General features: G+C 36.9%; 13 protein-coding genes and 1 other annotated feature. All 13 genes read left to right on the forward strand.

Translation table 11 applies throughout. The features are described 5' to 3' along the window. Window positions 1–39 precede the first annotated feature (39 nt). The 13 genes from polA (at window position 40) to yhbY (ending at window position 12562) form a co-directional block, all read left to right on the forward strand. On the forward strand, window positions 40–2703 hold the full coding sequence (gene polA / locus AC6UC9_RS02280) for a DNA polymerase I (RefSeq protein ID WP_500701027.1): 2664 nt from the start codon (window positions 40–42) through the stop codon (window positions 2701–2703). A gap of 12 nt (window positions 2704–2715) precedes the next feature. Then, window positions 2716–3558, forward strand: a complete 843-nt coding sequence (mutM, locus tag AC6UC9_RS02285; RefSeq protein WP_500695718.1) for a DNA-formamidopyrimidine glycosylase — start codon at window positions 2716–2718, stop codon at window positions 3556–3558. Beyond that, window positions 3551–4144 (forward strand): dephospho-CoA kinase, encoded by a 594-nt coding sequence (gene coaE / locus AC6UC9_RS02290; RefSeq protein ID WP_500701028.1) that lies wholly within the window; start codon window positions 3551–3553, stop codon window positions 4142–4144. The genes mutM and coaE overlap by 8 nt, the downstream gene beginning before the upstream one ends. A gap of 17 nt (window positions 4145–4161) precedes the next feature. Next, window positions 4162–4653, forward strand: a complete 492-nt coding sequence (nrdR, locus tag AC6UC9_RS02295; RefSeq protein WP_500693661.1) for a transcriptional regulator NrdR — start codon at window positions 4162–4164, stop codon at window positions 4651–4653. Then, on the forward strand, window positions 4650–5993 hold the full coding sequence (locus tag AC6UC9_RS02300) for a DnaD domain protein (protein WP_500701029.1): 1344 nt from the start codon (window positions 4650–4652) through the stop codon (window positions 5991–5993). The genes nrdR and AC6UC9_RS02300 overlap by 4 nt, the downstream gene beginning before the upstream one ends. A gap of 2 nt (window positions 5994–5995) precedes the next feature. Next, window positions 5996–6922 carry a primosomal protein DnaI gene (gene dnaI, locus AC6UC9_RS02305; protein ID WP_500701030.1) on the forward strand — a complete coding sequence of 309 codons (927 nt, stop codon included), beginning with the start codon at window positions 5996–5998 and terminating at the stop codon, window positions 6920–6922. Window positions 6923–7183: 261 nt separating this feature from the next. Then, window positions 7184–9157 (forward strand): threonine--tRNA ligase, encoded by a 1974-nt coding sequence (gene thrS, locus AC6UC9_RS02310; RefSeq protein WP_500701188.1) that lies wholly within the window; start codon window positions 7184–7186, stop codon window positions 9155–9157. A 17-nt stretch (window positions 9158–9174) separates the two neighbouring features. Next, window positions 9175–9299 (forward strand) — a sequence feature (ribosomal protein L20 leader region). A 38-nt stretch (window positions 9300–9337) separates the two neighbouring features. After that, complete coding sequence (gene infC / locus AC6UC9_RS02315; RefSeq protein WP_500693664.1) at window positions 9338–9844, forward strand: translation initiation factor IF-3; 507 nt, start codon at window positions 9338–9340, stop codon at window positions 9842–9844. Window positions 9845–9885: 41 nt separating this feature from the next. Next, window positions 9886–10080 carry a 50S ribosomal protein L35 gene (gene rpmI / locus AC6UC9_RS02320; protein ID WP_010021583.1) on the forward strand — a complete coding sequence of 65 codons (195 nt, stop codon included), beginning with the start codon at window positions 9886–9888 and terminating at the stop codon, window positions 10078–10080. Between the two features lie 34 nt (window positions 10081–10114). After that, on the forward strand, window positions 10115–10471 hold the full coding sequence (gene rplT, locus AC6UC9_RS02325) for a 50S ribosomal protein L20 (protein WP_010021582.1): 357 nt from the start codon (window positions 10115–10117) through the stop codon (window positions 10469–10471). Between the two features lie 103 nt (window positions 10472–10574). Then, window positions 10575–11120 carry a YqeG family HAD IIIA-type phosphatase gene (locus AC6UC9_RS02330; protein WP_500693958.1) on the forward strand — a complete coding sequence of 182 codons (546 nt, stop codon included), beginning with the start codon at window positions 10575–10577 and terminating at the stop codon, window positions 11118–11120. Then, the gene (yqeH, locus tag AC6UC9_RS02335) at window positions 11120–12238 is read left to right on the forward strand and encodes a ribosome biogenesis GTPase YqeH (protein WP_500701031.1); all 1119 of its coding nucleotides are present in this window, start codon (window positions 11120–11122) and stop codon (window positions 12236–12238) included. Before AC6UC9_RS02330 ends, yqeH begins: the two co-directional genes overlap by 1 nt. Window positions 12239–12250: 12 nt before the next feature. Further along, on the forward strand, window positions 12251–12562 hold the full coding sequence (gene yhbY / locus AC6UC9_RS02340) for a ribosome assembly RNA-binding protein YhbY (RefSeq protein ID WP_500695713.1): 312 nt from the start codon (window positions 12251–12253) through the stop codon (window positions 12560–12562). The last annotated feature ends 11 nt before the right edge of the window (window positions 12563–12573 follow it).

A 12573-nucleotide genomic window follows, 5' to 3' on the forward strand; every position in this document is an offset into this window, starting at 1 on the left:
GTGTTAAAATAATAGTAATTAATTCTAAAGGAGAATTTTATGGCAGACAAGAAATTATTATTAATTGACGGAAATTCTTTAACGTATAAAGCATTCTTTGCGTTATTTACTTCCTTGGAACGTTTTACCAATGAAGACGGATTGCACACCAGTGCGATCTATGGTTTTAATCGAATGCTAGATGACATTTTAAAGGATGTTCAGCCAACGTCAGCTCTTGCCGCTTTTGATGCAGGTAAAACAACCTTTAGAACCAAAATGTACGAAGATTATAAAGCCGGACGGGCAAAAATGCCCAACGAATTACGTGAACAATTCCCGTTTGTAATGGATTTGCTCCATGATCGGGGAATTAAAACCTATGAATTAAAAAACTATGAAGCTGACGATATTATTGGGACGCTTTCAAAGAAAGCGGCTGATGACGGCTATCAAGTTACTATCATAACGGGAGACCGTGATCTTACCCAACTTTGTTCGGATAAAGTTACCGTTGCGATTTCGAAGAAGGGTGTGAGTGAAATTGAGAAATACACGCCAGACTTTGTAAAAGAGACGATGGGAATTACTCCTAGACAGATTATTGACGTAAAGGGTCTTCAGGGAGACAACTCGGATAACTATCCGGGTGTTGAAAAAGTTGGTCCAAAGACCGCGATCAAGTTAATTCAAAAATTTGATAGTATTGATAATCTTTATAATCATATCGATGAAGTTTCTGGTAAAAAATTGAAAGAGCATTTGATTAAGGATAAAGACCAGGCATTTTTGTCTAAAAAATTAGCCACCATTGACTGCAATGCTCCCCTCACAATTTCATTATCAGATTTAAAGTATGATGGTCCCGATAATGATAAGTTAGTTGATTTTTATAAGAAAATGAACATGAAATCCTTTTTAAAGGAAATGGAAGGATCAGAGAGTCAGTCGGCTGAGAAACTTCCAGATGTTAAATATACGATTTTAAATAAAGACAATTTAGCCGAGTTAGATCACTTGTCAGAAGATGTTGTCTTTAACATTGAAATGTTGGATGAAAATTACCATACTGCTCCATTTGTTGGTTTTGTTATTGGGGATAAGGATCATTGGTTTGTAAGTAAGGATATTGATCTTTTAGATGATCCGAAAATAAAAGGCATTTTAGAAAATCACGATATTAAAAAAAATGTTTTCGATGCTAAAGCGCAAATTGTGGCTGCCAATCGCGAACATATTCAGTTAAATAACGTTGATTTTGACATGTTATTAGCTTCATATTTACTGAATACCCTTGATAATAGTAATGACTTGGCCAAAGTGGCTAATCGGCACGGATATTATGGGGTTAAACCGGATAGTGAGGTTTATGGAACTGGAAAGAAAAAACAGTTGCCAGAAAATGATGAGACTTTTTTTGCTCACATTGTCAGGAAAGCATTGGCAATTAATGATTTAAAAGATAAAATGATTGATGATTTAAAGAAACACAATCAATTAGATTTGTACCGTAACATAGAAGTTCCATTGTCTTATGTGCTAAGTGCAATGGAGATTGAGGGAATTACGGTGGACGTAGATACCCTCGAAGCATTGAAGAGTAAATTTACTGAGCATTTATCAGAAATTGAGCAGTCGATTTATCAGGAGGCTGGAGAAGAATTCAACATCGGGTCACCAAAGCAGTTAGGTGAAATCCTGTTTGATAAGTTGAAATTACCAGTTGTGAAAAAAACCAAAACAGGGTACTCTACGTCGGTTGATGTGTTAGAAAAAATTGCGGGTCTGAATCCGATTGTCGATAATGTCCTGGCGTACAGGCAACTGTCAAAATTGATTTCAACTTATATTGATGGAATCAAAAAAGACATTTATTCTCGTGATCATAAAGTTCATACCCGTTATCTGCAGACCTTAACTCAAACTGGAAGATTGTCCTCGGTTGACCCAAACCTTCAAAATATTCCAGTTCGAACTGAAGAAGGTCGCAAAATTCGTGAAGCGTTTGTTCCTCGTCATAAGGGATGGCAATTATTTTCATCGGATTATTCTCAAGTTGAATTACGTGTCTTAGCTGCCATTTCTGGAGATAAGAACATGCAGGAAGCTTTTAAAAATGGGGAAGATATTCATGCAGCGACCGCACGACGGATATTTGAACTTCCAAGCAACGAGGATGTTACTCCCGAGTTGAGAAGACAAGCAAAAGCTGTCAATTTTGGGATTGTCTATGGAATTAGTGCTTATGGACTTGCTAAAAATACTGGCATATCACGAAAACGGGCTCAAGCATTTATTGATAAATATTTTAAGGAATATCCAGGGGTCAAAAAATACACCCAAGATAGCGTTAAGTTCGCCGAAGATCATGGGTATGCTGAAACCATCATGAAACGTCGACGCTACCTGCCGGATATTAATTCTAAGCAATTTCAGAAACGTTCGTTTGCCGAAAGAACGGCAATGAACTCACCCATTCAGGGAAGTGCTGCCGATATTGTTAAAGTTGCAATGATCAGAATGCAAAAAGAACTTAAGAAACACGGTTTAAAGGCCACAATGTTACTGCAAATTCATGATGAACTAATCTTTGAAGCACCAAAAGAAGAGATTCCAATTTTAGAAAAATTAGTTCCAAGTGTTATGGATTCTGCGGTTGATCTAGATGTACCGCTAAAAGTTGAAAGTCATTACGGACCAAATTGGTATGATATAAAAAAATAATGGGGTGTAGGAATGCCTGAGTTACCTGAAGTTGAAACGATAAGAAGAGGGTTAACCAATCTTGTACAGGGTAAAAAGATTGTTTCCGTGGATGCTTTGTATCCAAAAATGTTGAATTTACCAGTAAAAGAATTTGAAGATTTGTTAGCTGGTAAGGATATTTTACAAATTGATCGGAGGGGTAAATACCTCTTAATCCGGCTAAGTGACGATTATACTTTAGTTTCTCACTTACGAATGGAAGGTAAATATGATGTGGTACCTGAGGGTACTGAGAATCAAAAACATACTTACGTTGTTTTTCATTTAAGCGATGGTCGAAAGCTTCGTTACAATGACACAAGAAAATTTGGAAAGATGAATTTAGTTAAGGATTCTCAGGTTTATGATTTGTCAGGATTGAACAAAATTGGACCGGAGCCAACTGAGAAAGATTTAACGTTTGATTATTTAAAGAAGCAATTGCATAAGTCTCACCGAAAAATTAAGGCATTTTTATTAGATCAATCTAACATTGCTGGGATTGGGAATATTTATGCTGATGAAAGTTTGTGGTTGTCTAAAATTCATCCGGAACAGGCTACTAACTATTTAAGTGATCAGGAAATTGAGACTTTAAGGGAAAACATCATTAAAGAAATTCAGTTAGCTATCAAGGGTCATGGAACAACGGTGTTTACTTATAAAAATGCCTTTGGTGAAGAGGGCAGCTTTCAAAATCATCTTCATGTTTATGGTAAAAAGGGACAACCGTGTGAGCGTTGTGGAACTACTATTGAAAAAATCAAGGTTGCACAAAGAGGTACTAGTTTCTGTCCTCATTGTCAAAAAGTTCATGGTGATCTAAGTGAGTAAAGTTATTGGATTAACCGGTGGAATTGCAACCGGCAAATCAGCTGCAAGTGATTATTTAGTTACTTTAGGGGTTTCTACATTAGACTTAGATGCCATAACACACGAGTTAGAACAGGATAATCAAGAGTTAATTCATCAAATTAGTGAGCAGTTTGGCAGTTTAGTGATTAAAAGTAACGGGCAAATTGATCGAGGTGTTTTGGGTAAGATTGTTTTTTCAAATCGTGATGGTATGAAAAAGTTAGTCCAAATTGTTAACCCATACCTTTTTCGTGAAGTTAATACTCGGCTAAACAAGTTACACGATCAACGTTTAGTGATTTTAAATGCTCCCACCCTTTTTGAAAATGGATTTCAGATTTTAACCGATGCTAATTTGATGATTACGTGTGATCCAGTTGTTCAACTGCAACGGTTAGTTAGAAGAAATGATATTTCAATGAGTCGTGCTAGTAAAATGATTGGTGCTCAATGGGCACAACCAGTAAAAGCACGACTGTCTGATTGGTGTATTGATAACTCTGGCACTTTCGATCAATTGAAGTCGTCGGTTAAAGATTGGTATGATTTAGTAAGTGTTATGTAATTAGTGAAGGTGAAAAAATGCAATGTCCACGGTGTCATCATATCGGTTCAAAGGTTTTAGAAAGTCGTCGGGTCAAAGATGGTGAAAGTATTCGTCGAAGACGGGAATGTGAAGAGTGTGGATTTCGGTTTACGACGTTTGAAGTGATTGAATCAAGCCCCTTGTTAGTTGTAAAAAAGAACGGTGATCGAGAAGAATTTAATCGTTCTAAGATTTTGCGTGGAATTGTCAGATCATCTGAAAAGCGTCCAGTTTCGATGGAACAGATGAACCATATTGTTGATAAGGTTGAAAAAATAGCTTATGACGCTGATGATGGCAGCCATGAAGTGGCTAGCCAAACTATTGGTGAGGGTGTTATGAAGGGACTAAAAGAAGTTGACGAAATTGCTTACATTCGGTTTGCAAGTGTTTACCGCCAATTTAAGGATATGTCAGTCTTTTATAATAAACTCAAAGAATTAATGGATGATGAAGACGAAAATAATGAGGATAAGAATAAAGAATGATCAACGGAATTAATCCTAAAACTGATTTTAAAGTTTATCGATCACAGCCCATTAGTGATGTTGAACGTCATTATGTCGATTTGTTGTACATGCCCGTCATTGGTAAAAATGCATATGCCTTATACAATTGTTTATGGTTAATTGATGATGAGAAACACGTTAATTTTGAATTAATGTCTGATCTTAGCATTGATGCCAAAGAACTAGATGATTCACTTATGAAACTTGAAGGATCCGGTTTGCTTAAGACGTATGTTGATCATTCTTTTGAAATCGACTTGTATGAGTATCAACTTTTACTGCCACTTAATCCTGACCAATTCTTTAGTGATAGTCTTTTGAGTCTGTTATTACTTGAAATGGTTGGTGAAGATCGCTATTTACAACTTTCAGATGAACTCTTACCAGAACATTTTGATTTTAGTGGGTTAGATGATCAAACTCGTAATTTCCTGCAAGTATTTTCAGTTAATAATGAGAAAGTAAATGACCAACCAAGTGTAATCAAGGCAGTTCGAGACAAGACTAATGTAAAAAAAGATTCCTTTGATGATAAGCTTTCAAACGATCAGTTTGACTTTAAGCTATTGATGAATATTTTGGATAAGTCCTTTGTTGAAAATGAAAGTGTTAAAAAGTATGAGACACTCTTTAGTAACACCAACCGATTATATGGAATTGGTGAACTTGAGATGGCACAATACATTGAGAAGGCCAGTAACTTGGTTAACAATCGTTTTGACCCTAAAAAGTTTAAGATATTAATTTCTAGACGAAATCAAATAAAGGCTCCAGCAGAAAATCAATCCAATCAAAACCATGTCCATGAGGCAGACAAGTTACAAAGTAAGCTAACGGCCAAGGAACAGCAATTGGCCCAAATTGCTGATTCTTCCGCTCCAGTAGAATTTCTTGATTCTTTAAAGAGTGAAAAAGGTGGTTTTACTACTTCCGCTGAAGAAAGGATTCTATCTGAACTTATTAATCGCAACACTTTGAGTAATGGAGTGATCAATATCCTTGTTTATCACATCTTGATTGACGAGTGGAAACCTACCATTAATAAAAATTTAATTGACACCATTGCAAATGATTGGGCGCAAAGAAAAATTAATAGTGCATCGAAAGCGATTGACGATATTAAGCACCGTCAGGAACAGGTTACTGAAAGTAAAAACAATCGACAAAGAAGATACCGAAGGCGTACAAATGTCAAAGAAACATTGCCTGACTGGGCTAAGGAAAATAAAAGTCGGGGTAATGAAAAAATTTCGACTACTCAGCGAAAACGAATTGCTGAGAAATTAAATTCATTAAATAAAAAGTCTGGGGATGAGTAATCATGAAGAATGTTAGTGATGAGATGAGCCAATTGATGAAAAAGAAAAATTTGAATCATAATTACCAACAGTTAATGAATTCGGTTTATTCTGATCCAGACGTTAAACAATTTTTAAGTGACAATGAGAGTGAGTTAAGTGATGATGTTGTGAAACGGTCAGCATCAAAACTGTATGAGTTTGTCAATGAAAAGAAAAAGTTGGAAGAGGGAAACGCTAACTTTGCTAAGGGATACCAACCAACCTTGGTTTTAAGTGACCATTTGATTGACGTTTCGTACGAACCTACGCAAGCGTTGTTAAACAAGCAGAAGCGAGAACAATTTGCGTTACGCATTAAGTCCATTTCAATGCCCAAAGAAATTAAATCGGCAAATTTAAGTGACTATGAACAGACAGCTGAACGAGCTCAAGCTTTGGAAGGAGCACTTGATTTTATTGGTTCATATGAAAATAATCCTCAGCATTTTCAGAAGGGGTTGTACCTATACGGTCCCTTTGGCGTAGGTAAAACTTATTTACTTGGAGCAATTGCCAATCGTTTGGCCTCTGACGGTTATAGTTCGGTTTTGATTCATTTTCCAAGTTTTGCCGTTGAAATTAAAAATGCAATTGGAAACAATCAAGTTGGCGGTAAGCTGGATGAAATTAAAACTGCTCCAATTTTGATGATTGACGATATTGGAGCAGACTCAATGTCATCTTGGATCAGAGACGACATTCTTGGGGTTATTTTAGAGTATCGAATGCAAAATGAGCTTCCCACCTTTTTTAGTTCTAACTTTTCCATGGATCAATTGGAACAAGAGCATTTAAAGGTTAATGCTCAGGGAGATGTGGAACCACTTAAAGCTAAGCGATTGATGGAACGAATTAAATTTTTAGCAAAGCCCATTGAACTTGATGGTACGAATCGCAGGAATAAATAATGATTATTCTTGACATGTGACAGGTCGTTGTTTAGACTGTTAGTTGTTAAGGACATGAGTGATTACGAATTTCACAGAGAGGATAGGTTTTCTGGAAACTATCTGTTTGGAGTAACTTACTTACCACCTTTATTAAATGACATTAATAAATAGGTTTTAAACGAGATGTCCAGATAAATGGACGAATTTGGGTGGAACCGCGCTAATGGCGTCCCTAGTATTGATTTACTAGGGACTTTTTTTATGAAAGGAATGAGTAAAATGGCTAAATTATCATTTGAGTTTCCAGATGGTAACAAGAAAGAATTTGATTCGGGGGTTACTGCGGCAGATATTGCCAAGTCAATTTCAGTTAGTCTAGCCAAAAAGGCAGTTGCGGCTAAGATTGATGGAAAAGTTGTTGATTTGATGCAACCACTAAAAGATGGTGGCAAGATTGACATCATTACTTCCGGTTCTGATGAGAGTCTTAAAATCCTACGACAGGGTGCTGCTCAGTTACTGGAAACGGCGGTCAAAGAAAAGTATCATGATATTCGCATTGGTGAAATTGCCGCGGATGAAGATGGTTTTTTTGTTGATACTGACAAAGAAGATCGTCAAGTTAGTTCAGATGAACTTGATGAATTAGCTGATAAAATGAAAAAGATCATTAAAAATAATGCTACGGTCGAAAGGGTTTATCTAAGTAAAGATGACGCTTTAAAAGAAGTTGATGGTGATCCTTATCAAGCACAACTAATTGCCAACATTGATTCTGATAATATTCTTTTTTACAGTATCGATGGTGTTAAAACGCTAGCTCAAGGGGTAGTAGCTCCAAGTTTGAAAGATCTAAAACACTTTAAGCTCCTGTCTGTTGCTGGTGCTTATTGGGAAGGTAAGTCATCCAATCCAATGCTTCAAAGAATTTATGGCACGGCCTTCTTTAAAGCAGATGACCTAGATGAAGATTTGAAGAAGCGTAAAGAGGCTAAAGAGCGTGACCATCGTGTTATTGGGAATAACCTCGACTTATTCTTTGTCGATCCAAAGGTTGGGGCTGGTCTTCCTTACTGGATGCCAAAAGGTGCAACGATTCGTCGTACAATTGAGCGTTATATCACTGATAAAGAGATTGCTCATGGTTACCAACATGTTTATACCCCAGTATTAGCTAATTTGGATTTGTATAAGCAATCTGGTCACTGGGATCACTATCGAAACGACATGTTTCCACCAATGAAGATGGATGATGACGAAATGTTGGAATTACGTCCAATGAACTGTCCATCTCATATTCAGATCTACAATCACCATATTCGTTCTTACAAAGAGCTTCCTCTACGAATTGCTGAACTAGGAATGATGCATCGATACGAAAAGTCTGGTGCACTTAGTGGTCTTCAACGAGTTCGTGAAATGACTTTAAATGATGGTCATACGTTTGTTGCACCCGATCAAATTCAAGAAGAATTCAAAAAAATCTTGAATTTGATGATGGAAGTTTATCATGATTTTGACATTAATAACTATACGTTCAGATTAAGTTATCGTGATCCCAAGAATACCGAAAAGTACTTTGACGATGATGAAATGTGGAACAAAGCGCAAACGATGTTAAAGGGCGCTATGGATGACTTGGGCCTTGATTACGTTGAAGCCGAGGGTGAAGCTGCATTTTACGGTCCTAAGCTTGATGTTCAAACTAAGACGGCTCTAGGAAATGAAGAGACGTTATCTACCATTCAACTTGACTTTATGTTACCGGAACGATTTGATCTTCATTATGTTGGTGAAGATGGTAAGGAACACCGTCCGGTTATGATTCATAGAGGAATTGTTTCTACCATGGAACGATTTACCGCTTACTTAATTGAAATGTATAAAGGTGCTTTTCCGACATGGCTTGCACCCGATCAAATTCAAATCATCCCGGTTAGTGATGAAAAACACGGTGACTATGCTCGTAAATTAAACGAAAAGTTTCGTGCATTAAACTTACGTTCCAATGTCGACGAACGTGGTGAAAAGATGGGATACTTGATTCGTGATGCACAAACCAAGAAGATTCCATATACACTAGTTGTTGGTGATGATGAGATTAAGAATAATACGGTTTCTGTTCGTAAGTATGGTGAAGACGATAGTAAAGATATGTCAATTGATGACTTTATTTCAGAAGTTCTTCATGATATTGCTACTTACTCACGTAATGATGATGAAGAGTCTAAGTCAGTTGACAAAATTAAATAAAATTGGTACTATTATGTAGTCAAAAGCAGAAGCTTCCCGCTTCTCGCCTGAGTGATTTTGATCGCTGGGCAATCTACGAATGAAAGTCCTAATGTTTTTAGGTGTAGCGGGTGCTCTGTAGCATCCGCTATTTTTCTGCTTAAAATTACCTGGAGGTGAATTACCATAGCAAGAGATAAGATGGTTAACGAGGGTATCCATGCTCGTGAGTTGAGATTAATCGGTGCTAATGGAGATCAATTAGGAATCAAATCTACTAAAGAAGCTTTGTCAATTGCTGAAGAAGCTAATTTGGATTTAGTTGTTGTTGCTCCCAAAGCAAAACCACCTGTAGCCAAGATTATTGATTACGGGAAATATCGGTTTGATCGCCAAAAGAAAGAGCGTGAAGCTCGAAAGCGTCAAAAAACTGTTAGTGTTAAAGAAATTAGGTTAAGTCCTACGATTGATAGTAATGACTTCAACACCAAACTTAAAAATGCCAAAAAGTTTTTGACAAAGGGTGAACGTGTTCGAGTTTCTATTAGATTTAAGGGACGTGCCATTACCCATAAAAGTATTGGAAGAGATGTCTTAAATAAAATGGCGGAAGCTACTTCTGACGTTGCCGATGTAACTCAACGAGCAAAGATGGATGGCCGAAGTATGTTCTTAATGCTTGCACCAAGTAAGAATGAAAAGAAATAACTCATTTAATTGGGTTATGAATCGATGAGGAGGAATATAATATGCCAAAATTGAAATCAAATCGTGCTGCCGCAAAGCGTTTTAGAAAAACTGCTAATGGTGGTTTAAAGAGTGGTCATGCCTACACTAGTCACCGTTTTCACGGTAAAACTAAGAAACAACGTAGACATTTACGTGGAACACGTATGATGGCTAAGTCAAACTTGAAGACTTACAAAGAATTACTACAAAAATAAGCGAATAATATAGTTTGTATAGGGGGATTTTAATATGCCACGAGTAAAAGGTGGAACTACCACACGTAATCGTCGTAAGCGTGTTCTTAAATTAGCTAAGGGATACCGCGGTGCTAAGCATCGTTTATTCAAAACTGCTAAAGATCAAGTAATGAAGTCACAGGAATATGCCTTTCGTGACCGTCGTGCCAATAAAGGTAATTTCAGAAAGATTTGGATTGCAAGAATTAACGCAGCCACTAGAAATAATGGATTGAGTTACAGTAAATTCATGCATGGTTTGAAACTTGCTAACATCGATATGAACAGAAAAATGTTAGCTGACTTAGCAGTTAACGATGCTGATGCCTTTTCTGCATTAGCGGAAAAAGCCAAAGCAGCATTAAAATAAGCCTAAAAAACTTTCACCGCTCTTGTTTGGTGGAAGTTTTTTTATCGGATTGGGATGCTCCCAATCTATACATAAATGATTTAAAATAGAAACATCAATTCTTATTTACAGAGAGGTCTATATGCTATCATTATTCAAACCGACTTGGATGGTTAACAATATTTATCAAATTTCCCCAGAAAAACTTGAAAGTTACGGGATTAATGTAATTCTGACCGATTTAGATAATACCCTAATTCCGTGGAATAATCCTGAGGGAACCGTAGAACTGCACGATTGGCTCAAAAGAGTTCGAGATCATGGAATCAGGGTGATTGTGGTTTCAAATAATAATCGGGAAAGACTAGAGAAAGCTCTTACTAGTCTTGAGTTACCATTTATTGCCCGGGCTTTAAAACCACTTACTTTTGGGATTTTAAGGGCTCTTAAAACGTATCGTTTAAAACGAAGCCAAGTGGTAATGGTGGGAGATCAAATTTTAACGGATATATGGGCCGCTAATAATACTCGAATTAGAAGTATTTTGGTAAAGCCATTGGTTACTTCAGATGCGTGGAACACACGGATTAATCGTTTCTTTGAAACGTTTGTATATGCACAATTGATGCGAAAGTACAGTGATTTAAAGTGGAAGGATGATATTGATTAATGGATAATGATGAAAATAATGAGCCCTTATATTGCATTGGGTGTGGGGCACAAATTCAAGATACCGATCCGAAACAGGCTGGTTACACGCCTAAATCAGCAATCAAGAAGGGAATTGATTCTGGAAAATTATACTGTCAGCGTTGTTTTAAGCTTCGTCATTATAATCAAATTGAACCAATTAGCATCTCAAATGATGAGTTTGTAAAGTTATTGAGTGAAATTAGCGACACTGATTCGTTAGTAGTATACGTCGTGGATGTATTTGATGTAGATGGAAGTATGATTCCTGGGATTCAGCGCTTTGTTGGTAACAATCCGATTATTTTAGTTGGTAACAAATCAGACTTGTTGCCATCGTCGTTCAACCAGAACAAAGTTAAAGATTGGTTACGTCAAATGGCAAATAAGAATGGAATTAGACCCATTGATATTGAATTAGTATCTGCCAAGACGAATCAATCAGTCGACGATCTGTTAAAAGCCATTTCAAAAAATCAGAAGGGCCGAGATGTCTATGTGGTTGGAGTAACTAACGTTGGCAAATCTACCTTAATTAATCAAATTATCCAACAAAGCACTGGTGAGAAGCAGGTTATTACTACCTCTAAGTTTCCTGGTACTACCCTCGATTTGATCAAAATACCGTTGGAAGATGGAAAAGAGTTGATCGATACACCTGGTGTCGTTCATGAAGATCAGATGGCTCACTATTTAAGTTCTAAAGACTTGAAGTATGTTTCTCCGCAAAAGCGGATTAAACCCAGGACTTATCAGTTGGATCCAGGGCAGACGTTATTCTTAGGTGCAATTGGCCGGTTTGATTTTATCTCAGGGGAACGTCATGGCTTTACCGTTTATGCTGACAATAATCTGATGATTCATCGAACCAAATTAACAAATGCTGATGAATTTTTTGAGAAACATGCCGGTGAATTATTGACCCCACCAACTGGTAAGGACAACGTCGTTGAGTTAAAACGACATGAATTTAAAATTACTGACAGAAGTGATTTAGTGATTGAAGGACTGGGATGGATTACCGTTCCGAAAGGTTCCACGGTTGCTGGATATGCTCCTAAGGGTGTGTCAGTGTTAGTTAGAAAAGCAATGTTTTAGGAGTATTTAATAATGAATTTAAAGGGAAAACAAAAACGATTTTTAAGAGCAAAAGCGAATCATATGCGGCCCATTTTCTCAGTTGGAAAGAATGGGTTAGATGAGACTTGGATGAATGAAGTTAAAAATGCTGTTGATCACCGTGAATTAATTAAAATTAATCTTCAACAGTCTGCCGATGTGGATGTGAGTGACGTTAAACAATTTATTGAGAATAACTCGGACATCCAAGTTGTCCAAACGATTGGTAAGACACTTTTATTGTTTAAGGAATCGAGTAAGGACAATTATCGTAAATTATCGATTGAAGTGGCAAATTTGTAGGAGATTGATTG

It is taken from the genome of Fructilactobacillus sp. X7R4C1, from assembly GCF_059901115.1.

Coding starts and splice junctions, on each gene's coding strand:
- polA (WP_500701027.1), top strand. CDS start 40: ATGGCAGACAAGAAATTATTATTAATTGACGGAAATTCTTTAACGTAT.
- mutM (WP_500695718.1), top strand. CDS start 2,716: ATGCCTGAGTTACCTGAAGTTGAAACGATAAGAAGAGGGTTAACCAAT.
- nrdR (WP_500693661.1), top strand. CDS start 4,162: ATGCAATGTCCACGGTGTCATCATATCGGTTCAAAGGTTTTAGAAAGT.
- AC6UC9_RS02300 (WP_500701029.1), top strand. CDS start 4,650: ATGATCAACGGAATTAATCCTAAAACTGATTTTAAAGTTTATCGATCA.
- dnaI (WP_500701030.1), top strand. CDS start 5,996: ATGAAGAATGTTAGTGATGAGATGAGCCAATTGATGAAAAAGAAAAAT.
- thrS (WP_500701188.1), top strand. CDS start 7,184: ATGGCTAAATTATCATTTGAGTTTCCAGATGGTAACAAGAAAGAATTT.
- infC (WP_500693664.1), top strand. CDS start 9,338: ATGGTTAACGAGGGTATCCATGCTCGTGAGTTGAGATTAATCGGTGCT.
- rpmI (WP_010021583.1), top strand. CDS start 9,886: ATGCCAAAATTGAAATCAAATCGTGCTGCCGCAAAGCGTTTTAGAAAA.
- rplT (WP_010021582.1), top strand. CDS start 10,115: ATGCCACGAGTAAAAGGTGGAACTACCACACGTAATCGTCGTAAGCGT.
- yqeH (WP_500701031.1), top strand. CDS start 11,120: ATGGATAATGATGAAAATAATGAGCCCTTATATTGCATTGGGTGTGGG.
- yhbY (WP_500695713.1), top strand. CDS start 12,251: ATGAATTTAAAGGGAAAACAAAAACGATTTTTAAGAGCAAAAGCGAAT.